Annotated in this window: 17 protein-coding genes and 1 pseudogene; 4 read left to right on the top strand and 14 right to left on the bottom strand. The window is 58.5% G+C overall.

Annotation, left to right across the window (positions count from 1 at the left end; translation table 11 throughout):
• Positions 1–109: 109 nt before the first annotated feature.
• Complete coding sequence (locus tag AC1AWD_RS01730) at positions 110–1,669, top strand: alpha-N-arabinofuranosidase (protein WP_476564530.1); 1,560 nt, start codon at positions 110–112, stop codon at positions 1,667–1,669.
• A gap of 133 nt (positions 1,670–1,802) precedes the next feature.
• Here the strand turns inward: AC1AWD_RS01730 and AC1AWD_RS01725 are convergent, their stop codons facing one another.
• From AC1AWD_RS01725 to AC1AWD_RS01715, 3 genes are all read right to left on the bottom strand, one after another.
• Complete coding sequence (locus tag AC1AWD_RS01725; RefSeq protein WP_476563329.1) at positions 1,803–3,875, bottom strand: beta-galactosidase; 2,073 nt, start codon at positions 3,873–3,875, stop codon at positions 1,803–1,805.
• Between the two features lie 140 nt (positions 3,876–4,015).
• Complete coding sequence (locus AC1AWD_RS01720; RefSeq protein ID WP_476564528.1) at positions 4,016–4,981, bottom strand: carbohydrate ABC transporter permease; 966 nt, start codon at positions 4,979–4,981, stop codon at positions 4,016–4,018.
• A 20-nt stretch (positions 4,982–5,001) separates the two neighbouring features.
• On the bottom strand, positions 5,002–5,913 hold the full coding sequence (locus AC1AWD_RS01715; protein WP_476564526.1) for a carbohydrate ABC transporter permease: 912 nt from the start codon (positions 5,911–5,913) through the stop codon (positions 5,002–5,004).
• Positions 5,914–6,134: 221 nt separating this feature from the next.
• Here AC1AWD_RS01715 and AC1AWD_RS01710 point away from each other — a divergent pair, with 221 nt between their 5' ends.
• Positions 6,135–7,145, top strand: coding sequence for a LacI family DNA-binding transcriptional regulator (locus AC1AWD_RS01710; protein WP_476563328.1), 1,011 nt, complete (start codon positions 6,135–6,137; stop codon positions 7,143–7,145).
• Positions 7,146–7,383: 238 nt separating this feature from the next.
• Here AC1AWD_RS01710 and AC1AWD_RS01705 read toward each other — a convergent pair.
• From AC1AWD_RS01705 to prfB, 10 genes and pseudogenes are all read right to left on the bottom strand, one after another.
• Positions 7,384–8,091, bottom strand: a pseudogene (locus AC1AWD_RS01705) (pseudouridine synthase); the annotation flags it as partial.
• A gap of 74 nt (positions 8,092–8,165) precedes the next feature.
• Positions 8,166–10,058: a glutamine--fructose-6-phosphate transaminase (isomerizing) gene (gene glmS, locus AC1AWD_RS01700; RefSeq protein ID WP_476563327.1), complete on the bottom strand. Its 1,893-nt coding sequence runs from the start codon at positions 10,056–10,058 to the stop codon at positions 8,166–8,168.
• A gap of 175 nt (positions 10,059–10,233) precedes the next feature.
• The gene (locus AC1AWD_RS01695; RefSeq protein WP_476563326.1) at positions 10,234–11,061 is read right to left on the bottom strand and encodes an amino acid ABC transporter ATP-binding protein; all 828 of its coding nucleotides are present in this window, start codon (positions 11,059–11,061) and stop codon (positions 10,234–10,236) included.
• Positions 11,062–11,079: 18 nt separating this feature from the next.
• Positions 11,080–12,063, bottom strand: a complete 984-nt coding sequence (locus AC1AWD_RS01690; protein WP_476563325.1) for an amino acid ABC transporter permease — start codon at positions 12,061–12,063, stop codon at positions 11,080–11,082.
• 44 nt (positions 12,064–12,107) lie between these two features.
• Positions 12,108–13,010 (bottom strand): ABC transporter substrate-binding protein, encoded by a 903-nt coding sequence (locus AC1AWD_RS01685; RefSeq protein WP_476563324.1) that lies wholly within the window; start codon positions 13,008–13,010, stop codon positions 12,108–12,110.
• A 43-nt stretch (positions 13,011–13,053) separates the two neighbouring features.
• A complete protein-coding gene (gene smpB / locus AC1AWD_RS01680; protein WP_476563323.1) occupies positions 13,054–13,533 on the bottom strand; it encodes an SsrA-binding protein SmpB in 480 nt (159 codons plus the stop codon).
• Between the two features lie 133 nt (positions 13,534–13,666).
• Positions 13,667–15,004: a CHAP domain-containing protein gene (locus AC1AWD_RS01675; RefSeq protein ID WP_476564524.1), complete on the bottom strand. Its 1,338-nt coding sequence runs from the start codon at positions 15,002–15,004 to the stop codon at positions 13,667–13,669.
• 134 nt (positions 15,005–15,138) lie between these two features.
• The gene (gene ftsX / locus AC1AWD_RS01670; protein ID WP_476563322.1) at positions 15,139–16,062 is read right to left on the bottom strand and encodes a permease-like cell division protein FtsX; all 924 of its coding nucleotides are present in this window, start codon (positions 16,060–16,062) and stop codon (positions 15,139–15,141) included.
• Positions 16,062–17,414: a cell division ATP-binding protein FtsE gene (ftsE, locus tag AC1AWD_RS01665; RefSeq protein WP_476563321.1), complete on the bottom strand. Its 1,353-nt coding sequence runs from the start codon at positions 17,412–17,414 to the stop codon at positions 16,062–16,064. The genes ftsX and ftsE overlap by 1 nt, the downstream gene beginning before the upstream one ends.
• Positions 17,415–17,473: 59 nt before the next feature.
• Positions 17,474–18,604: a peptide chain release factor 2 gene (gene prfB, locus AC1AWD_RS01660; protein WP_476563320.1), complete on the bottom strand. Its 1,131-nt coding sequence runs from the start codon at positions 18,602–18,604 to the stop codon at positions 17,474–17,476.
• A gap of 314 nt (positions 18,605–18,918) precedes the next feature.
• Between prfB and dapD the strand changes: the two genes are divergently transcribed.
• Positions 18,919–19,914, top strand: a complete 996-nt coding sequence (dapD, locus tag AC1AWD_RS01655; RefSeq protein ID WP_476563319.1) for a 2,3,4,5-tetrahydropyridine-2,6-dicarboxylate N-succinyltransferase — start codon at positions 18,919–18,921, stop codon at positions 19,912–19,914.
• Between the two features lie 243 nt (positions 19,915–20,157).
• Positions 20,158–20,637, top strand: a complete 480-nt coding sequence (gene rlmH / locus AC1AWD_RS01650; protein WP_476564523.1) for a 23S rRNA (pseudouridine(1915)-N(3))-methyltransferase RlmH — start codon at positions 20,158–20,160, stop codon at positions 20,635–20,637.
• 104 nt (positions 20,638–20,741) lie between these two features.
• On the opposite strand, the gene AC1AWD_RS01645 is transcribed toward rlmH, so the two are convergent.
• Positions 20,742–22,034 (bottom strand): citrate synthase, encoded by a 1,293-nt coding sequence (locus AC1AWD_RS01645; RefSeq protein ID WP_476563318.1) that lies wholly within the window; start codon positions 22,032–22,034, stop codon positions 20,742–20,744.
• Positions 22,035–22,229: the final 195 nt, after the last annotated feature.

The raw sequence follows: 22,229 nt of genomic DNA, 5'->3' as shown, positions 1-22,229 counted from the left end.
ACACACTAGCACCGAAATGATGTTTGCGCAAACAACACGCGGCCATAAAAAAAATATGTGTATTACCATGTTGTACATGTCTTACGAAAACAATAAAAACAATCCGGCCATGGACACGGATGCGGTCGTTTCCCTGCATCACGCCAAAGCCGTGGCCGACGTTCCCTCCCGCATGTTCGGCTCATTCGTCGAGCACCTCGGACGCTGCGTATACGGCGGCATCTACGAACCCACGCACCCGACCGCAGACGAGCACGGCTTCCGTCAGGACGTGCTCGATCTGGTCAGGGAGCTGGGCGTGACCTGTGTGCGCTATCCGGGAGGCAATTTCGTCTCCGCCTATAACTGGGAGGATGGCACCGGCCCCCGCGCGTCACGCCCCGTAAGGCGCGACCTCGCATGGCACTGCACCGAGACCAACGAGGTAGGCATCGACGATTTCTATCGATGGAGCCAGAAAGCCGGCACCGAAATCATGCTGGCCGTCAATCTGGGCACCCGCGGACTGAAGGCAGCGCTCGAGGAACTGGAGTACGTCAACGGCGCGCCGGGGACGGAGCTGGCCGACCGCCGTGTCGCCAACGGCATCGAGGAGCCAATGGGCATCCGCATGTGGTGCATCGGCAACGAAATGGACGGCCCCTGGCAGGTCGGACACATGTCGCCGGAGGAATACGCGTCCGCCGTGGACAAGGTCGCCCACGCTATGAAGCTCGCCGAGTCCGGTTTGGAATTGGTGGCCTGCGGATCCTCCAGCGCCCACATGCCGACGTTCGGAGATTGGGAGCGGACCGTGCTGACAAAGGCGTACGACAACCTCGACTTCGTCTCCTGCCATGCCTACTACTACGAGCGCGGCGCGAAGAACCTGCAGGACTATCTGGCATGCTCCGAAGACATGCGAGGCTTCATCGCCACCGTCACCCAATGCGCCGACGAAGCCAGGGCCGCGCACGACGGAGACCATGACATCGCCCTGAGCTTCGACGAATGGGGCGTATGGTATTCCGACGTCTGGAACCAGCAGGAGGCCGACTGGAAGGCAGCCGCAGGCGAGGGACTGCATCCGGACCCTTGGCCGAAGGCCCCGCATCTGCTGGAGGACATCTATTCCGCGGCCGACGCCGTCGTCGAAGGCTCCCTGATGATCATGCTGCTCAAGCACTGCGACCGCGTCCGCTCCGCATCCCGCGCGCAGCTGGTCAATGTGATCGCGCCGATCATGGCCGAGCCGAACGGACCGGCATGGCGTCAGACCGTGTTCTATCCGTTCGCGGAAGCGGCTCTGCACGCAGGCGGCACGGCATACGCCCCGGACATCGAATCACCCACGATCCATACGGAGGACTACGGCGACGTCGCCGCGGTGGATGCGGTCGTCACTTGGGACGAGGAATCGGGAAAGGGCCTGTTGCTGGCGGTGAACCGCGACATCGACTCCCCGCACGCGGTCTCCGTCGACCTGTCCTCGCTGCCCGGCGCGGCGCCGGACATGCTGCGTATCGACGCGTCCAAGGTCCTGCACGACGACGACCCGCATCGCCAGAACTCCGCGGACGATCCGAATGCGGTAGTCCCCCGGCCGCTGCAGGTCTCCCTCAAGGATGGAACCATCCGCTTCGGCATGCCTCCGATCGCGTGGACGGCCGTCGAGTTCTCGACCCGCTGACAACGACGCATACATGAAGCGGGCGGCGCGACCACCAAGTCGCGCCGCCCGCTTCATGTGTATATATGCTACGGACAGTGCATCGAAGACGTCGAGACTGCAACCGGCCATCCCGACGTCGACCGGTTCGGCATCAATGTTTCAGCACCAACACACCATTAGGACGAATCGACGCCGTGCCATCGCTCACGGCAGCCAACGAGGCCACGAGAGCTTCGCCTTCCACGGGCACGTCCACCGTGTCGTGCGTACGATTGAACAGGAACGTGAACGTCGGAGAGCCCTCGTCTTCGCCCACGCGATCCACGCGCATCAGGGAACCGGAATCCGACGGAAGGTCCAATCCCATCGCCTCGCACAATTCGGATAGGCTTCTGGCCAGTCCATCCCGGCCAAGACGGCATCCCACATAGGCGGCTTTGCCTTCGCCGTACGGATGGACGGTGATCGCGGGAACATCGTTCATGCCTGTCCACGCGTCCGCACGGTAGGTAGCCAGCACCTTGGTATCGCCCTCCACAGAGGTGATCCAATCGGCCATATCATGCGCCACCGCACCGTTGCTCAGGTCCAGATGGTCCATCGCCTGGAATTCGTCCTTGCCCATCGGCACGAATTCCTCGACTCGTACGCCGACGACGTCACGAATGGATCCGGGATATCCGCCCAGCCAAATGTGATCCCGCTCATCGGAAATGCCCGTGTAGTATGTAACGAACAGCTTTCCGCCATTGGCGACGTAGTCATGGACCCGCTTCGTATTGGCCTCGTCCAATAGATACACGCTCGGCAGCACGGCAGCCTCGTAGCCGTCCCATGCACCTCGGATCGGCACGACGTCAGCGGTTACGCCATGATCGGCGAAGGCACGGAACCAATCCAACGGCTCGGTCCAATGATGAACCTGCTGGCTTGGCGTAGCGGTGTGCTCCGTGGCCCACTGGCTCTCATAGTCGAACACGATGGCGACCTTGGACTTGGCCAGCTTGGTATCCAGCAATCCCGCATCGCCCAATCGCCGCAGGTCGTCGCCAAGCTCGCACACGTCTCGGAAATCCTGGCTGTTCTCACCTGTATGCGGGACCATGGCGGTGTGGAACTTCTCCGCGCCGGCCTTCGACTGACGCCACTGGAAGTAGCAGATGGCGTTTGCACCCATGGCCAGATGGGCAAGGGAATCGCGTACCAGCTGCCCCGGCTCCTTGCGGTAGTTGATGGGACGCCAATTCACCGCTCCGGTGGACTGCTCCATCAGGAACCACGGATTCTTGCGCGCGATGCCATCGACCAAAGAGGCCGAATACATCAATCCGTCCAGATGCATGTCGCCCGGCACGAAATAGTGGTCGTTGGACACGAAGTCGACCTCATAGCCCCAATCGTCATAGTCCAGACCGGTGCCGCTCTCCGACACCATGAAATTCGTGGTCAGGGGGCGATCGGGAGTGATTTCGGCCAGAACGTCGCGCTCGGCGATGTAGAAGTCCTTCAGGGCATCCGAACTGAACCGCTTCCAGTCCAGCAATTTACCAGGGTTCATGAAATTGCCGTCGCCGATGAAGCGGGGAGGAATGATTTCGGAAAAATCATTCATGCGTTGGGCCCAGAAGGACGTCCCCCACGCCTCGTTCACTGCCTCGATGGTGCCATAACGCTTTTCGCACCAACGCTGGAACGCGTACATCGCATCATCGGAATAATCGAAACGATTGTGGCAACCGTATTCATTGCCGACATGCCAAGCGACCACGTAGGGGTTGTCCTTGTAATGCTCGGCCATCTTGCGGCAAAGATTCAGCGCGTAATCACGGTAGACCGGGCTGGTCGGACGCCAATGTTGACGAGCCCCGGGCCAGCAGGTATCGCCACGGTAATCCTTCCAGAGAACTTCCGGATGCGCCTGCGTCAGCCACATCGGCGGAGAAGCGGTCGCAGAAGCCAAATCGACGGCAACGCCGGCCTTGCCCAGCTTATCGATGATGCGATCAAGCCAATCGAAATCGTATACGCCCTCACGTGGTTCGATCTTCGACCACGAGAAGATGCCGACCGACACCAGATTGACACCGGCCTGCCGCATCAGACGGATATCATCGTCCCATACCTCTTCGGGCCACTGGTCAGGATTGTAATCGCCCCCATACCAGATTCGGGCTTGCTGCCCCTCCAATGGCTTCGGCCATCGGAATGCTCTGTGCTTGTTCATCAAAGACCTCCCTGTCTTATCATGCCGCGATCGCACAGGTACGGCACGACACCGAAAAAATGGATATCAGACACACGCACGGGCCCCACATCCGATCTCGAAGATGAGGCCCGTACGTACGCAACGTCATGACCGTTGAATCATTCCTTGACAGCGCCGGCGGCCAGACCGGACTGCCAATACCGCTGCAGCAGCAGGAACGCGATCACCAGCGGGATGATCGTGATCAGGGAACCCGTGATCACCAGGTTCTGGATCGCCTGGCCACCGGCCGTGGACGCCTGGTCCTTCCACTGGTTCAGACCGATCGTCAACGGGTACCAGTTCGCGTCCTTCAACATGATCAACGGCAGGAAGTAGTTGTTCCAGGTCGCCACGATCGTGAACAGTGAGCAGGTCACGATGCCCGGGGCCAGCAGCGGCAGGCTGATCGTCCAGAAGGTGCGGAACTCGCTCGCGCCGTCCACGCGCGCCGCTTCGAGCAGCTCGGTCGGCACGGCCTGCTCGGAGAAGATCCACATCAGGTATAGGCCGAACGGGCTGATCAGGCTCGGGATGATCATGGCCCACGGCGTGTTCGTCAGACCCAGCTTGGCGAACAGCAGGAACTGCGGGACGGCCAGCGCGATGCCCGGCACCGAAATCGAGCCGATGATCACCGCGAACACGGCCTTGCGGCCCGGGAAGCGGAACTTCGCCAGCGCGTAGCCGCCCATAATCGCCAGCAGGGTCGCACCGCCGGCGCCGGCCACGACGTACAGAATCGTGTTCAGGAACCAGCGGGCAAAGATTCCGTCCTGATAGGTGAACACTGTCTTGATGTTGTCGAACAGCGCGAAGCTCTTGCCGAAGCCCAGGCCGAACGTGGACGTGAAGTCCGCCTGCGTCTTCGTCACGTTGATCACAAGATACACGAACGGGAACAGGCAGTACACCGCGAAGATCGCGCACAGCACGGTCATCAAAGTGCTCCTGCGCGGGTTCGCCACATTCGCGAAACCGCTCTTCGCGGCCCTCCTGCGCTCGGCGGCCTCATCGCGGGCCACCCTCTTGAGGCGCTCCTTCTCGGCCTTCTTCGCAGCCTTCTCCATCGCCTTCAAATCCATGCCGGTATCCGTAGTAGCGCTCACTTCATCTGCTCCTTCATGCTGTTGAGCTGCACCGCATACGCGATGGCCATCGTGATCACGGCCATCACGATCGCCATAGCGGCCGCGTAGTTGGACTGGTTGCCCGAGAAGCTCAGGTTGTACGCATACATGTTCGGGGTGTAGTACGTCGTGACCGCGTTGCCCGGCACCATGTTCTGCAGGATGCTCGGCTCGTTGAACAGCTGGAACGAACCGATGATCGAGAAGATCACCGTGATGGCCAGAGAGCCCTTCAGCTCGGGCAGCTTGATGGACTTGACGATCTGCCATTCGGACGCGCCGTCGATGGACGCGGCCTCGTACAGGGAATGCGGAATCGTGGACAGGGAGCTGTAGAAGATCAGCATGTTGTAGCCCACGAACTCCCACGTCACGATGTTGCCGATCGACGCGAGCAGCACGCTCGGGGCGAGCACATCGATATTCGTGCCGAGCAGGTCGTTCAGGGAACCGACCAGACCGTACTTCGCGCCGTAGATGAAGCCCCAGATCAGGGTCGAGACCACCGCAGGCACCGCATACGGCAGGAACGTCGAGATGCGGAAGAACTTCGTGCCGTGCAGCTTCATCGAATCGATGCACAACGCCATCACAGCCGAGAAGAACAGCATGATCGGCACCTGCACGATCGTGAACAGGGCCACACGTCCCACGGACGACCAGAACTGCGTATCCTGGAACAGGCGCGCATAGTTGTCCAGACCGGAGAACACCGTGCCGCCGATCATCTTCTTCTGGAAGAACGAAATGCAGATCGCGTACACGATCGGCACGATGAACACGAATACGAACACCACCGAGAACGGCCACATGAACTTCCAGCCACGCCAATCCGCGTGATGCCTATTCACGCGTACCGAGGCTTCGGACGACTGCACAGACGACATCTCCTGGCACCCCTCTCCTTCGAAGGTCGGCCACCGCACCACTGCGACACGGGGCATTTCTAAATGTTTACGTTATCATCATAACACATGTAAAATTTTCACCAGAACACTGTGTGTCATCAACGAGTCACAGCGGATCACAGCGATGCAATGATGACTAAAACACTTTGTGCCGCATCGGTTATCATGGATATATCGACAGGTGTGTAAGGAGGCACAAAATGGAACGCCCTCAGCCCGCGTCCATGCAGGACGTCGCCAGGGAAGCTGGCGTGTCATCGCAAACAGTATCGCGCGTCGCCAACGGAAGCGCCGCGGTCCGACCGGAGACCAGAAGACGCGTCGAAGCCGCCATGGAGCGTCTCGGATACCGCCCCAACTACGCCGCCAGATCGCTTAAACACGGAAAGTTCAACAACATCGGCGTCGTTCTGTCAAACATGACGTCCTTCGGCGACGCACGCATTCTCAACGGCATCACCGAAGCAGCCAATGCCAGCGGATATGCCGTCACGCTGCAGACCATGAACGAGGGCAGGCAGTACACGTTGGAGCATGCCGTCAATCAGATGAGGCAGATGCCGGTTGACGGCGTCATCGTCATCCTCGAAAAGCAAGCCCCCGATTTCGACGATTTCAGGCCAAGCCCGGAGCTGCCGGTCGTCCTCATCTCCGAAGATCCGGCGAACCACTGCCCCACCGTCGACGCCGACCAATACGGATGCTCCACCGCCATCGTCGAATATCTGCTCAGCAAAGGCCATCAGACCGTCTATCACATCACAGGCCCAGCATCCTCCCGTGCTGCCGCCAGCCGCGCACAAGGCTGGCAGGATGCGCTCAAGCAGTTCGGCAAGCGAGTCCCACCCACGTACATCGGCGACTGGGAGGCCGACAGCGGCTATCAGGCAGGGCTGGCATTGGCTCACGAAGCGGATTGTACCGCCGTCTATGCGGCTAACGATCAGATGGCATACGGCGCCATCCAGGGATTGGAGGCCGCAGGCAAGCGCGTTCCCGACGATGTGAGCGTCATAGGTGTGGACGATTCGCTTATCGGCATGGTCCCAAGGCTGAATCTGACGACGATGCGCATGAAGTTCCATCAGATCGGATACAAGGCCTTCGACATGGTCAAGGCGCAATGCGACGGCAGACATGTGCCGAGTGGCGTCAAACACGTGGTCCCCGCCGAATTGGTGGTGCGGGAGTCGGTCAGGGATTTGTCCTGACGCCACCACCCCGACGGGGAAGCTGCCCCATCACGCCGTCATCGAGCTGACCGTCGGGCACGGCAGGGCGGGGCACATCAGGCCATGCCCAACGGCTTTACGGCACAACCTGCGGCAAAAAGCCATGCGTTCAACGCTGGCGCATCCGCCCCGAATACCGGGTCAATTCAGCTCCTTCAGGAGGGCACCCGATCGCACACACCGTCGGTGACGTCATATCCACGCTCTCCATCGTCTGCCCCAGTTCGATATGCGAATCGAAGCGCCGAGGCTTCCCCGATATCGGATCGGTGAATTCCAACGTGCGGGCGATCAGCTCCAAAGGATGACGAAAATCGTCGTACGGATGTTTACGAATCGTCGGATAGAAATCGTCGCCAAGAATCGGAAGGCCCAGTGAATTCATGTGCACGCGGAGCTGATGCGTCTTGCCCGTGTGCGGATGCAGCACGTATTCCGCGACGCCGCAGCGTCCCGGTACAGCACCGACACGTTCTATGACAGTCCGGGCATTCACGACGCCGGGTTCCTCGTACGCCTGCAGAAAGCCCTTTTCCTTGACGATACGGGAACTGCGTTCCAACGGAAACGGCGTACGGGAGTCGATCCGACGAACGGTGCCGTAACGCGGCCTTGACACTGGGCGTAGCGGCGCTAGGCATTCATATGTCTTGGTGGTGCGACGCTCCTGGAACAGCATCTGATAGGCGCCGCGCAGCTCCCGCTTACGCACGAACACCACGACGCCCGCAGTCAGACGATCCAACCGATGCGCCGGCGTGATGTCAGGCTCGTCGAAACGTTCACGCAGACGGATCAACGCGGTTTCGCGGTACCACATCCCCCGAGGCATCGTGGCGAGAAAATGGGGTTTGTCGACGACGATAATGTTATCGTCAACATACAAAAGCTCAAATTCAAAGGGAATACGAGGCTCCTCGACCACATAGCGATGCGGCCGCAGTCTGCGCCCCGACCGTGACGCCCCTTGCACGTTCTGGCCCTCCGACACGAAAGCCGTCACTCCACCGTCACCGACTTGGCCAGATTACGGGGCTTATCCACGTCATACCCCTTGATCTTCGCCATATCCATGGCGAACATCTGCAACGGCACAACATCGACCAACGGACTCAGCAACGTCGGGCATTGCGGACGCCAGAACACCACGTCGGCATAGCGCTCGACGTCCTTATCGCCTTCTTCGGCCACTGCGATAATGGTGGCGCCACGGGCCTTGACCTCTTCAATGCCGGAAATCACCTTCGCGTGCAGCACATTACGGCCGCGAGACGGAGGCACGATGAACACCACCGGCTCATTCTCATCGACCAGCGCAATCGGGCCATGTTTCAATTCGCCCGCAGCGAATCCTTCGGTGAAGGTGTAAGCGATTTCCTTCAGTTTCAGCGCGCCTTCCAACGCCACCGGGTAGCCGACATAACGTCCCAGGAACAGGAAGGATTTCGCGTCAGCCATACGTTCGGCAGCTTCACGAATCACATCGGATTGCGTGTCGAGAATGCGCTGGATCTTGGCGGGCATGTCCTTCAACGAATCCAAGGTCTGACGAATTTCGTCACGGAACATCGTGCCCTTCGCCTGAGCCAAATACAGGCCCAGCACGTAGGCTGCTGTGATCTGAGCCACGAATGCCTTCGTGGAGGCGACAGCCACCTCCGGCCCTGCATGCGTGTACAGCACCGCGTCGGATTCGCGCGGAATCGAAGCGCCCTGCGTATTGCAGATGGCCAACACCTTCGAACCTTGTTCACGTGCATGACGCAATGCCATCAGCGTATCCATGGTTTCGCCGGATTGTGAGATGGCCACGACCAGTGTGCGCGACGTCAGAATCGGATCGCGATAGCGGAATTCATGAGCCAATTCCACTTCCACCGGAATACGCACCCAATGTTCGATCGCATATTTTGCGACCAGTCCTGCATACGACGCGGTGCCGCAGGCGATTACGACGATTTTGTCAATCGACTTGAAATCGTGTTCTTCAATACGTACTTCGTCCAGATTGATGTCGCCATCAGCGTTCAGGCGTCCCAGCAGTGTGCGCTGCACAGCAGCCGGGTCTTCGTGGATTTCCTTATCCATAAAGGAATCCCAGCCGCCCTTTTCAGCCGCCGAAGCATCCCAATCCACCGTATAGGTTTTCGGATCGTCAACAACATTGCCGTCGAAATCAGTGACGATAACGGAATCCGCGGATACCATCACGGCCTGATCCTGATCGATTTCCATGGCACTCTTCGTGTAGGCGACGAAGGCGGATACGTCGGAGCCAAGGAAGTTTTCGCCTTCGCCAAGGCCTACGACCAGCGGCGAATCGTGACGTGCACCGACGACGATATCGGGCTGGCGGCAATCAGTAGCCAGAATGGTGAACGTGCCTTCCAGCATACGGGCCAGACGACGGACAGCCCTGAACAGGTCGGGTTTGCCTTCTTCGGCGATGATGTTGTCGACGATTTTGCCCAGCATTTTCGCCGCGACTTCGGTATCGGTGGCAGACGAGAATCGGTAGCCTTCCGCCATTAGATTAAGACGCAGTTGGGCAGCGTTTTCAATAATGCCGTTATGGATGATGGCGACTTTTCCATCCTGCGATGTGTGCGGATGGGAATTCACATCGCTGGGGACTCCGTTGGTGGCCCACCGGGTGTGGCCGATGGCGACGGTCGCGGCGGGCATCGGATTCTTTTCGAGATCCTCGACCAGATTGGCGAGTCGACCCGACTTCTTACGTACCTGCACATGATCCATGCCGGGCGCACTTAATGCGACGCCGGCTGAATCATAGCCGCGATATTCCAAACGTCCAAGGCCTTGAAGGCACACTTCCAAAGGCTTTGCGCACGCGGTCGAAACATTTCCTGCATATCCAACAATTCCACACATGGTTTACCAGAGTATCTGTTGTTGGCGTACTTCGCCACATCAGAACACGCGCCCTACGCATAATCTTTCCGCAGTCGTAACATGACGGCAAAGCGAGTACAAAAACGCGACGCGTCGCAACATGTCATGCATATTGCGAAAGCGCCACGACCCGTCGCCTCTCAGCGTCACAGACTCATAGCACATGCTGCAGGAAATCACGGAATCGCGGCTCCTGTGGATTCGTGATGATATCCGGCCCGCCTTGTTCAACGACGACGCCATCGGCCATGAACACCACCTGATCGGCAACTTCACGGGCGAACGCGATTTCATGCGTGACGACGATCATTGTCATGCCTTCATCGGCGAGCGAGCGCATGACATTCAGCACTTCGCCCACCAGCTCGGGGTCAAGAGCGGACGTCGGCTCGTCGAACAGCATGATGCGTGGCTTCATCGCTAAAGCGCGGGCGATGGCGACACGCTGCTGCTGCCCACCGGAAAGCTGCGATGGATAATGGTCGGCACGTTCGCCAAGGCCTACGCGTTCCAATTCCTCAATGGCCAAAGCACGGGCGGCCTTGCGGTCCATATGCTGCACATGTACAGGCGCTTCCATCACGTTTTCCAACGCGGTCATATGCGGAAACAGATTGAAACGTTGAAACACCATTCCGAGTTTGGAACGTTGTGCAGCGATTTCCCTGTCGTTCAACGTCTGCAGCCGATCGACGCCGCCTTTGATCACATGTTTGTAACCGATCAGCTCGCCTTCCACCTCGATGCTGCCGCCGGTCAGCGTTTCCAGCTGGTTGATGAGGCGCAGCAACGTGGATTTGCCCGAACCAGATGGCCCCAGCAGCACAGTGACCGTACCGGGCATGACGGTCAGATCCACACCTTTGAGCACGTGTAAGTCGCCGTATGCCTTGTGTACCTGCGTGACCGTGACGGCTGGCGTCACCGAATCCGAAGCCTGTGATGCCGCCATCATATCGTTCTCATCGTTCATTGCGCTCATGTTCTTTTTTCCCTCCCCCTAAGCCGTCAACCCGTTGAAAGTCGCTTCGTTCTGCTTGGCAATGTCGTTATGCGGCTCGCCTGCGGTGTTTCCCGGCTGCGGACGTTTGCCACGCGTGCCGAGCGAACGCGCTTCGAACCCCTTGCCGAAATGCCGTTCCAGCCGCGACTGAATCACCATGAGGATGGATGTAATGACGAGATACCAGAAGGCCGCAACGACCAGCAACGGAATCGGCTTGTAGATTCGACTGGCGATGGCGTTGGTGGCGAACTGCAATTCGAGGGTGAACGGCACGGCCACGACAAGCGACGTGGTTTTCAACATGCCGATGGTTTCATTGCCTGTGGGCGGCACGATGATGCGCATCGCCTGCGGGAGAATGACGCGGCGCATAATCAGGGAACGGCTCATGCCGAGCGCCTGCGCGGCCTCGGCCTGGCCGGGGTCGACCGCTTCAAGTCCGGCACGCACGATTTCCGACAGGTATGCGGCTTCGTTCAGAGATAACCCGATCAACGCCGCGGCGAACGACGTCATGACCACGGACGAGTCGATGCTCCAGAATTCGACGGAAGCGAGCGGGATGCCCACGCTGATTTTCGGGACCAGGACGGAGAAAAGCCCCCAGAACACCAGCTGTGTATACACAGGGGTTCCGCGGAAGAACCAGATGAAGAACCAGCTGACGCCGCGTAGCACCGGGTTGATGGATTTGCGCATGATCGCCAGAATGATGGCCAAAACGATAGCGACCAGCATGGAAATCACCGTCAATTCCAATGTGTATCGGATGCCCGACAGCACGTTTTCGTTGAACAGGTATTTCCAGACGATATCCCATTCGAAACGCTCGTTGGTGGCAACGCCGTACAGCAGCGTAACGGCGAGGAATGCCACAATCACCGCCGCAACCACGGACCCCGGCCGCTTCACCGGCAGGGCATCGATCCTGTTGGGGATATCCAGCCCTTCCCCATCCTTCATCTTCGCCGATCTCATCGCTTCTCCTCTGTTTTATCCTCTGATGCATTGCGCAAACGCAATCACATGTTGACACGTATGGAATCCATCATGATGTCTTCCACGCCCCAGGCTTCCATAATCGCCTTATACGTGCCGTTGGCGGCCAATTCCTCCATGGCGGCCTTCACCGCCTCCGCCGTGGCGTCATCCCCTTTGGCGATGGCAATGCCCATTGGTTCCACGGATTCGTCTTCGCCAAGCAATTCCAATTGTCCTTCGGTCTGTTTCACGGCGAATCCCGCCACCGGCGTATCCGTATACAGCAGATCGACACGGCCGGCCACCAATGCCGTGGTCACATCGCTCTGACTCTGGTACGGCAGCAATTCGATGGGATCCTCGCCTTCCGCCATGCATTGGTCTTGCGCGTCATACATGACGGTCTCGCCGACGGTACCGGTCTGCACTGCGATTCTCATGCCGCACAGATGCTTAGGGTCGGCATTGGTGGGGTTGCCCTTTCGTACCGCGAAGCTCAATCCGGCCCGCGCGAACGTCACGAAATCAACGGCTTCAATACGTTCCTCGCTGACGGTGAATCCGGACATGCCAATGTCGTATTTGACGCCCACCGAGGGGATGATCGTATCGAATGATGAGTTGACGATATCGACCTGCAGTCCGAACACGTCCCCAAGGGCCTTCGCCAGGTCGATTTCATAGCCGACGGGGGTCTTGCCGTCGTTTGCAAGGAATTCGGCGGGGGCATATGTCAGATTCGAACCGACGGTCAGCTTGCCGTCCTTCGTCACCGTGTCCGGCAGCATCGCGGCTATGTCGTCGTTTTTCTCAACCGTCCCGACGACATAGCTGCGTTCGATGTTCGGATCCGTATCGGTGGCGTCCGTCGTGCCGCAGGATGCCAGCGGTGTCAGCATCATAAGGCAGGCCAGGGCCGCAATCAGCGACTTGCATCGTGTCATAGTCGCCAATCGTAGCGTGACGCTGTTACACGCCTTCGCAGCATCACCTTGAACGCATATTGCGGTAGCGCATGATGCGCAGTGCTTCGCGCTTATCCTGTTCCTCACGCAACGCCTGACGTTTGTCGTATTCCTTCTTGCCTCGAGCAAGCGCGATCTCCGCTTTGACCCGGCCATCCTTGAAATACAGGCTCAACGGAACAATCGTGTAGCCTTTGGCTTCGATCTGGCGGGACAGTTTCGCGATCTGTGCGGCATGCAGCAACAGCTTGCGCTTGCGCTTGGGGGCATGATTGTTCCACGTGCCATTCAGATATTCGGGAATATTCGCGCCTTCCAGCCAGATTTCCCCACGTCGGTCAATGGAGATGAAGGACTCCGCGAGCGAGGCGCGGCCTTCTCGCAACGACTTCACTTCGGTGCCGGTCAATACCAGACCGGCCTCATAGCGGTCCTCGATGGCATAATCATGCCTTGCCTTCCTGTTTTGTGCGACCATGATCGTACCTTGTTCCTTGGCCATCGGAACCTCCTTTCTCTGACATTGCGAACCGACAATGCGCTCACATTACGTGACCGCCTCAGACAGTGCTACGGCACGCCAACGCAGACCGATATGACCGCGGTATGCCACGGCATGCCGTAAAGGACGACGCTTAGTGCACGAACCAATACTGTCCGTTGTTGGTCAGCACACGGCTGTTCATGATGTACGGGCCACCCCAGTTCATTTCGGAAATCAGGAATGTGCCGTCACTGTACACCGCTTCGACCACGGCCACATGACCGTAGAAGCCATCGGCCCCATCCTGCCCGGGCAGAAACGAAAGCGCGGCTCCGACCTGCGGCGTGTGGTCGACCCGCAGACCGTAGCTGGGCGCGGTCAAATACCACTGGCCGCCGTTGCCCAGATAGGATGGCGTACTGATGCCCATCTCCTTGCGTCGGTTATAGGCGTACCACGTACACTGGCCGGCGACATACATATTGCCAACATCACCATTGCTGGTGCCCTGACCACTGCTGCTCGAGCTGCCGGAACCGCTTGAGGAACTGGAGCCGCCGGAGATGGAGCCGCCGGAGCTGCTCGATCCGCCCGAAGAACTCGATCCACCCGAAGAACTCGATCCGCCCGAAGGCTTCGTGGACCCTTGATTTCCGGAAGTCACATTGCCGGCCGCGTCGGCCTGTTCCTGTGCCCATTGACGATTCAGGTCATCCACCTGGGACTGTAACAGCACGGTTTGTGCAGCCTGTTTAGCCGCGTCAGAATCAAGCTGATCCTGCACATCCTCCAGTTCGGTACGCCTCTGCTCGCCTTCCACGCGCAACGCGTCAAGAGCGTCACGCTCGGACTGCGCCTCCGCAGCCGCGGCCTGTGCGGAAGTGGCCTTCGCATCGGCTTCCGCCTTCAGCGCGGTAATCTGTTTTTCGATCGCAGCAAGACGCTCACTGCGGTTCATCGACGTATTCAGGGTGGTCGCAGCGGCGGATGCGGCATTGGATTCGGTACGGGACAGCGCGTCTTGCGACTGCATCGCATTGATGTAATCGGTGGTGTCCGTCGCCCCGGTGACGATGCTCATCAAATCGGCGGCATCGGACCCTTGCATGTCCTCTCGCGCCATCTGCGCGACTGCGGCACGGGCATCATCATAATCCTTACCCGTCTGTTCAATCTGCGCTTCAAGATTCTTCTTGTCCTGCTGCGCCGCTTCCAGACGGCTTGCAGCGGAATCAGCCTCGGCCTGGGCATCGGCTGCGGCCTCATTCGCGGCTTCCACAGCACTTTGCGCCGCAGGGATCTGGGTGTTCGTCAAATCGTCAAGCTCGACGATCTTATCCGCAAGATCATCGCTGACGCCCTGCAATTGGGCGCGTAATTCCGCCTCTCGCTGCTGGCTGGCTTTTTTTTGGTTCTGTGCATTCACCAAATCGCCATACGTATCGGCATGCGCCGAAGAGACCACCAGCGACGACGGCAACACCGTCATCGTCACACACAGTGCTCCCGAAGCCATCACAGCGGCAATAGACTTGATCGTTCTGGCTTTCGTCATGAATTCATATCCTTTCCGCTTGGCCCATAACTGTATCAGGCTTTTCTGAAAATCCGCGGACGAAATCGTCACGCCTTCAAATACCGATGCAGGGACACCATCGATGCGACGGCCGACAGCAAGACGGCACCGACGACCAATACCGGCGCGGTCATCAACACAGTGGTCTGGTTGATGTAGGGAATCCACGTGATCGACGTCGCCAGCCAATCAGTGATGAACACTTTCACCAACAGCGACAACGCGGCGCATGCCAGCACGGACCCCAGTAACGACGCGACGACGCCTTCCAGAATGAACGGCAGCCGAATCGTCCAATTCGACGCACCGACAAGCCGCATAATCTCCGTTTCCGTGCGACGAGAAGCGGCCGACATACGAATCGTGGTACCGGTCAGCATAATTGCCACCAAAACCATTAGCGCAGCCAGAGCAGCGGTTGCGGCCGTGGCACGGTTCAATACGGCGAATACCGGCTCGAAAATCTGACGCTGGTCGCTTACCGTTTCCACACCTTCACGACCACTCAGCACTTCGGCGACAATCTGATATTTCGACGGATCCTTCAATTTCAGCCACAACGAATCCTGCATGTCATCCGCAGTCAGTGTACGACCCTGATATTGGCCGTCCGGATACTGCTTGAGGAAGGTGTCGTTGTAGAACTCTTCCTTGCTTTTAAACGTGATCTGGGCGACTTCATCATTAAGCTCGTTACGAATGACCTTTTGCAAATCATTGATCTGCGATTCCGTCGCCGCAGTGCCGGCCGCGCAATTCACGGATTGGCTGGTGCCATCCGGGCACATCCACACCACAACCTCAACCTTGTCATACCAGTCGCCCTTCGCCTTCGTGATCTGCGCCTGCGTCAACACGGAGGCTCCGATGAACAGGAAGGAGATAAAGGTGACCAGCATCACCGACAGCAGCATCGGAACATTGCGGCGCAGGCTGGTCCAGGTTTCAGAAAGGATGAAACGCAGTCGCATCAGTTATTCTCCTTCTGGACTTCACCATCAAGCTCATCATGCGCATCATGTTTCGCGGCTGGCGGCATCGGAGGCACGGGCGGCATAGGTGGCAACGGTACATCGAGTTCGGGGGCAATGTTCGACTGAGCGACGGTTGCCGAAATCGATTGTGCTGCCTCGGCTTCAACACGAGGCTGCTGGACTTGCTGTGAATCATCGTGAGACTCAGCCTGCTCAGTGGGCTGCGTTTCAGCCTGCACACCGGTTTTTGCTTCGATCTCACCGGAGGAATCGTCAGCAATATCATTTGCCGCAGAATCTGGCGCACGATCGCCATCGTGTTTTTCCGCAGCGGCCGTCTGCTGCTCGGCGTATTCCTCCAGCTTCAATCCCTTGCCCCAGGTCAGGGTCTGTTCGACCGGAGCGAACGCCTCGCCATAACGGCCTGTGCGACCGGAATGCACGGAATTGGCGAGGCGTGCGATACCGCTGTCGCCCTCACCATTGGTGATGGCGTCGGCGATGGCGTTGACCATATGTTCGGCCGTCTGTTGACGCGTATCGCCTTCGACGATAATCGCCGAACCATGCTGCACATCATCAGCATCGCTACGCATATCCGGAATGGATTCGATGGCCTGCTGCGATTTCGATTCGACTTCGGCATCCGGGAAATACAAGGCGGAATCATACGAGCCCTGCGCTTCATCGCGGACGATGCGCCCTGCATGCAATTCGACGACTCGCTTGCGCATGGAATTGACGATTTCTTCGTTATGGGTGGCCATTACAATGGTGGTGCCGGTGCGGTTGATGGCATCCAACACTTCCATGATGCCCAGCGATGTGGTCGGATCCAAATTACCGGTCGGTTCATCGGCGAGCAGGATCTGCGGATGATTCACATAGGCTCGGGCGATGGCCACACGCTGCGCTTCACCACCGGAAAGCTCATGCGGATAATTGTTTTCCTTGCCGGTGAGACCAACGGTTTCCAGAACCTTCGGCACCATCGACTTGATGGTGGAACGGCTGGTGCCAATCACTTCCAGCGCGAAGGCGACGTTCTGCCACACCGTCTTATTGTTCAGCAGCTTGTAATCCTGGAAAATAAAGCCGATGGAACGCCTGTAATGCGGCACCTGACGATTGGTCAGGCGTCGCAAATCGTTGCCAGCGACGCGAATCTCACCGTCCGTGGCCTCTTCTTCACGAAGCAGCAAGCTCAACAACGTGGTCTTGCCAGAACCGGAAGCGCCCACCAAAAACACGAAATCACCACGGTTGATATGCAAATCGATATCATCCAGTGCAGGACGGGTTCCACGCGGATAAATCTTGCTCACATGGTCCAGTGAGATAAGCGACATATCGTCTCCTTCACCAAAGGCCGGCCAGGGCCGGCCTGAAAGGTCGTCGGAATCTAAGTCTAGTTCTCCGCTTCTTCAGCGGCGGCACGACGCTGCTCGTGACGCCAGCGGATACCCGCATCAATGAACTCGTTGATGTCGCCATCGAATACGGCCTGAGTCTGCGAAGTCTCGCAACCGGTACGCAGATCCTTGACCATCTGGTACGGGTGCAGCACGTAGGAACGCATCTGATCGCCCCAGCTGGCCTTGATGTCGCCGGCAAGCTCCTTCTTCTTCTTTGCCTCTTCCTCATGGCGCAGCACCAGCAGTCGGGACTGCAGCACGGCCATGGCGGCGGCACGATTCTGAATCTGCGAGCGCTCATCCTGCATCGTCACCACAATGCCGGTCGGCAAGTGGGTGATGCGAACCGCGGAATACGTGGTGTTCACGCCCTGGCCGCCCGGGCCGGAAGCGCAGTACGTATCGACGCGAATCTCACTTTCCGGCACGTCGATATGATCGGTGGCCTCAACCAACGGCACTACTTCGACCGCGGCAAAGCTGGTCTGACGACGGCCTTGGTTGTCGAACGGGGAAATACGCACCAGACGATGCGTACCGCCTTCAACGGACAGACGACCATAAGCGTACGGCGCGTCGATCTGGAAGGTCGCCGACTTGATGCCGGCCTCTTCCGCATAGGATGTGTCCATGACCTTGGCCTTGTAGCCGTTACGCTCAGCCCAACGCACATACATGCGCAGCAGCATCTGCGCAAAATCAGCGGCATCGACGCCGCCGGCGCCGGAACGGATCGTCACGACAGCGGAACGCTCATCATACTCACCGTCCATCAGCGTCTGGATCTCCATATCCGCAAGATCCTTCTGAATGGACTCGATTTCAGACTGCGCTTCAGCCAGCGTGTCAGCGTCATTCTCTTCCTGGCCGAGCTCGACCAGCGTTTCAACGTCATCAATGCGCTGCGTCGCCGAAGCGAGGCGCTTCAACTGCGACTGCACGGCCGACAACTTGCTTGTCACCTTCTGCGCATTCTCCGGATCGTCCCACAAACCGGGCTCTGCAGCCTGCTCTTCAAGCTCCTTGGCCTGTGCGGTCATTCGATCAATATCCAGCGCGGCTGCAATGGACTCGTATTTAGCCCGCGCCTCGCTAATGCCCTGCGAAAAATCAAAATCTGCCATGAATCATCACCCTACGTAATATGCTGCGTTATCCAACCTATCCAAATGAGGTTGCGGCCAACCATCTAAGCCGACCCCGTCGCCGGTAGCTCATTGTATCGAGTCCCCTGCACAGGTTTTCGCACTCCACTAATAGCGAAGTCTGCATATCTATGCAATGCGTCGCGTCTTATCGGTTCTCGTCCGCGTCTCATTGTGCAGTCCACCATTGTGCATGTCGTGACGATTCAGTGGACGCGCGGGCGGTATCGTGGGAACGTCACTATTGAAATGACCGATCAAAAGACTGATTGCACAACCGTTAAGGAGCATCAATGACCGAACAGCGCACAGCATGGGGTTGGGGTCTGGCGAGCGTGGACGCCGCCGGCACGACCTTGGATGTCTGGTATCCGCAGCTCAATCTTGGCGAAGCTCCGGCCGATGCCGACCGTCCGAACCATAATTTCGAAGGCCTCGCCTATAGCGAGCCCGACGCGCGTGGCGTGCGCCGCGTACCTGTGTTCACCGTTTCCAAACTGGACGAGCCTATTGAAGACGCCGCCGACGCCTATCTGCGCCTGCATTTGATGAGCATGCGCATGGCCAAGCCGAACACATTGAATCTCGACGGCATCTTCGCAAAGCTAGCCACCGTCGTGTGGACGAATTACGGCCCGTTCGCCGTCGCCGATTTCGCACTGCGCAAGGCCGATGTGATGGCCGCCGCCCGCAAGGTCGCGCCAATGGGCATGCCGCTGGCCAACGTGGACGTGATCTCACTAGACAAGATTCCGCGCATGCTCGACTATGTCACGCCGGCCGGTGTGCGTGTGGCCGATGCCTCCCGCGTGCGACTGGGCGCGTACTTGTCTGAAGGCACCACCGTCATGCATGCCGGCTTCGTCAACTTCAACGCCGGCACCCTGGGCGTCTCCATGGTCGAAGGCCGCATTTCGCAGGGCGTCGTTGTTGGCGACGGTTCCGACATCGGCGGAGGAGCATCCATTATGGGCACGCTGTCCGGCGGCGGCAAGCATCGCGTCACCATCGGCGAACACTCCCTGCTGGGCGCCAATGCGGGCATCGGCATCTCATTGGGAGACAACTGCACCGTGGAAGCAGGCCTGTATGTAACCGCCGGCACGAAAATCGCCATCTACGACAAGGCCAAGGTCGAAGCGGGCGAACCGCTGGAAGTCGTCAAGGGCGCCGAACTGAGCGGCAAGAGCAACATCCTGTTCATCCGTAATTCGCAGACCGGCGTCATCGAAGCCCGCCACCGCAAGGTCGGCATCGAACTGAACGACAGCCTGCATAAGCACAACTAAATCCCGCAGCATCCTGCAACGCTGCATTGTGTGACGCCGCCAAGCGCAACGTCGCTCTACCGTTCGCCCGTCTGCCGGTTTGCAGCCGGAATATCATCAAACGCAATGATGTTTCGACTGCATCGCCGGCGGCGGGTTTCCTTGCGTCTACGCTCACGCCCGTATGCGTAGTTTTCCGGCGATGCGTATGATTACGGCAGGAAAATAACCGCTTGTAACATGACCGCTTTATTCGAGGACGCCATGAAAATCACATTGATCACCGTGGGCAAAGTCAAGGAATCGTATTTGCGCGACGCCATCGCCGAATATTCCAAGCGACTAAGCCGCTATTGCAAACTCGACATCGTCGAAGTGGCTGATGAAAAAACGCCAGACAACGCGTCCGACGCCGTCGAACGGCAAATCAAAGCGAAAGAAGGCGAACGCATCGCCAAACACATCAAAGACGACGCCTTTGTAATCGCACTGGCCATCAACGGCAGGATGCTTTCCTCCGAAGAGCTGGCCACGAAAATCAATACGCTGGGTATTCAGGGCACCAGCCATATTCAGCTTATCATCGGCGGCTCGCTCGGCCTTGACGATGCGATTCTGCACCGCGCCGATTTTCTGCTGAGCTTCTCGAAAATGACCTTCCCACATCAGCTGATGCGCGTGATCCTACTGGAGCAGATCTACCGCGCCTACAAAATCAACACCCACGAGCCGTATCACAAGTAGACGGCGAATTCTGCAGGCGACCGCCGAACACGAATCCGAGCGACGGTAACGGCGTCCACGGAGAACAAGCAAAACTCAATTCCAATCGGCATACCCGCCACGCATCACCGTTCATCAAGCGGCACATAGTCGCGCTGCGGCTCGCCGGTGTAGACCTGGCGAGGGCGTCCGATTTTCGTATTCGGATCGTCCAGCATTTCGCGATATTGCGCAATCCATCCGGGAATGCGGCCGAGGGCGAATAGCGTGGTGAACATACCCGGGTCGAAGCCGATGGCACGATAGATCAGCCCCGTATAGAAATCAACGTTCGGATACAGATGGCGGGCAACGAAATATTCGTCGTTGAGCGCGATGTCCTCCAATTCAGTGGCGACGTCGAACAAAGCACGCTCGTCGGGAGGCAGGCGCTTCGTATCCTCGCGGTCCATGATCTTTTCCAGATACTGGCGTGCGATGGCCGCACGCGGATCATACGACTTGTACACGCGATGGCCGAGGCCGGAAATGCGCTGCCCCTGCGCTTTCGCGTCTTCGACGAATTCACGCACGGTTTTGCCGGAATCACGAATCGCTTCCAACTGGCGCAGCACCGCTTCGTTCGCGCCGCCATGCAGCGGACCGGACAAGGCATTGATGCCGGCCGCTATGGACGAGTACAGGTTCGCATGCGCGCTGCCTGCGATACGCACGACCGATGTGGAGCAGTTCTGCTCATGGTCCGCATGAATGATGAGCAGGCGTCCCAGCGCATGCACATACAGTGGATCGGATTCGAACGGTTCATACGGCACGGCGAAGCACATGCGCAGGAAATCGTCCACATAACCACGCGCATAATCCGGATACAGCATCGGCTCATCACGGCGGCGACGGAAGATGTAGCTGACGATGGTGCGCACCTTTGCCATGATGATGACGGCGGCCTCGTCCAATTGTTCGGGATCCGACGGATCGGTGGTGTTCGGGTAGAACGTGGCCAGCGCGTTGACGGCGGAGGCGAGCACGCTCATCGGATGGGCAGTACGGGGGAAGGATCCCATGAACGTGCGGAAGTCCTCCCCGACCATGGTGCGCCGGTTGACCGCTTCGCAGTAGGACTCGAATTCCTGCGGGCTGGGCAGTTCGCCGTGTCGCAGCAACCATGCGACTTCAAGAAAATCAGACTGTTCGCAAAGCTGTTCGATCGGGTATCCGCGGTAGCGCAATACGGAATGCTGGCCGTCGATGTACGTGATTTTCGATTCGCATTGCGCGGTGGTCAGGAAGCCGGGATCAAGCGTGACCCAGCCGTCGTTGCGCAACGATGAGACGACGATGCCGTCCGCGCCGGATGTGGCTTTGACCACGGGCAGTGTGTATTCGCTGGAATCCACGTTCAGATGGGCCGTTGCCATATCGCAATCCTTTCGCTACTTGTGATGCACGTACGCTGCGCACGTGTGTGCGTCTGATTGAAAAGTATCGCTCACTATAGGGCACGTATATTGCAAGGATGCGCCACCGTCTCAAAATGGCGTCTCGGAACGACGGAACCGGACGTCTGCAGGTGTCCTCTTTCACGGCGCCTCGCCCATCGGGGACGCCACGGC

Source organism: Bifidobacterium sp. LH_512 (assembly GCF_056356435.1).
This window is presented reverse-complemented; position numbering and strand designations above follow the sequence as displayed.

Bases quoted from the DNA above. Each gene is read 5' to 3' on its own strand.
- prfB (WP_476563320.1), bottom strand. From the start codon at position 18,604: ATGGCAGATTTTGATTTTTCGCAGGGCATTAGCGAGGCGCGGGCTAAA.
- glmS (WP_476563327.1), bottom strand. From the start codon at position 10,058: ATGTGTGGAATTGTTGGATATGCAGGAAATGTTTCGACCGCGTGCGCA.
- AC1AWD_RS01690 (WP_476563325.1), bottom strand. From the start codon at position 12,063: ATGAGATCGGCGAAGATGAAGGATGGGGAAGGGCTGGATATCCCCAAC.
- AC1AWD_RS01645 (WP_476563318.1), bottom strand. From the start codon at position 22,034: ATGGCAACGGCCCATCTGAACGTGGATTCCAGCGAATACACACTGCCC.
- AC1AWD_RS01725 (WP_476563329.1), bottom strand. From the start codon at position 3,875: ATGAACAAGCACAGAGCATTCCGATGGCCGAAGCCATTGGAGGGGCAG.
- dapD (WP_476563319.1), top strand. From the start codon at position 18,919: ATGACCGAACAGCGCACAGCATGGGGTTGGGGTCTGGCGAGCGTGGAC.
- smpB (WP_476563323.1), bottom strand. From the start codon at position 13,533: ATGGCCAAGGAACAAGGTACGATCATGGTCGCACAAAACAGGAAGGCA.
- ftsX (WP_476563322.1), bottom strand. From the start codon at position 16,062: ATGCGACTGCGTTTCATCCTTTCTGAAACCTGGACCAGCCTGCGCCGC.
- AC1AWD_RS01675 (WP_476564524.1), bottom strand. From the start codon at position 15,004: ATGACGGTGTTGCCGTCGTCGCTGGTGGTCTCTTCGGCGCATGCCGAT.
- AC1AWD_RS01720 (WP_476564528.1), bottom strand. From the start codon at position 4,981: ATGGATTTGAAGGCGATGGAGAAGGCTGCGAAGAAGGCCGAGAAGGAG.
- AC1AWD_RS01685 (WP_476563324.1), bottom strand. From the start codon at position 13,010: ATGACACGATGCAAGTCGCTGATTGCGGCCCTGGCCTGCCTTATGATG.
- AC1AWD_RS01715 (WP_476564526.1), bottom strand. From the start codon at position 5,913: ATGTCGTCTGTGCAGTCGTCCGAAGCCTCGGTACGCGTGAATAGGCAT.
- AC1AWD_RS01695 (WP_476563326.1), bottom strand. From the start codon at position 11,061: ATGAGCGCAATGAACGATGAGAACGATATGATGGCGGCATCACAGGCT.
- AC1AWD_RS01710 (WP_476563328.1), top strand. From the start codon at position 6,135: ATGGAACGCCCTCAGCCCGCGTCCATGCAGGACGTCGCCAGGGAAGCT.
- rlmH (WP_476564523.1), top strand. From the start codon at position 20,158: ATGAAAATCACATTGATCACCGTGGGCAAAGTCAAGGAATCGTATTTG.
- AC1AWD_RS01730 (WP_476564530.1), top strand. From the start codon at position 110: ATGGACACGGATGCGGTCGTTTCCCTGCATCACGCCAAAGCCGTGGCC.
- ftsE (WP_476563321.1), bottom strand. From the start codon at position 17,414: ATGTCGCTTATCTCACTGGACCATGTGAGCAAGATTTATCCGCGTGGA.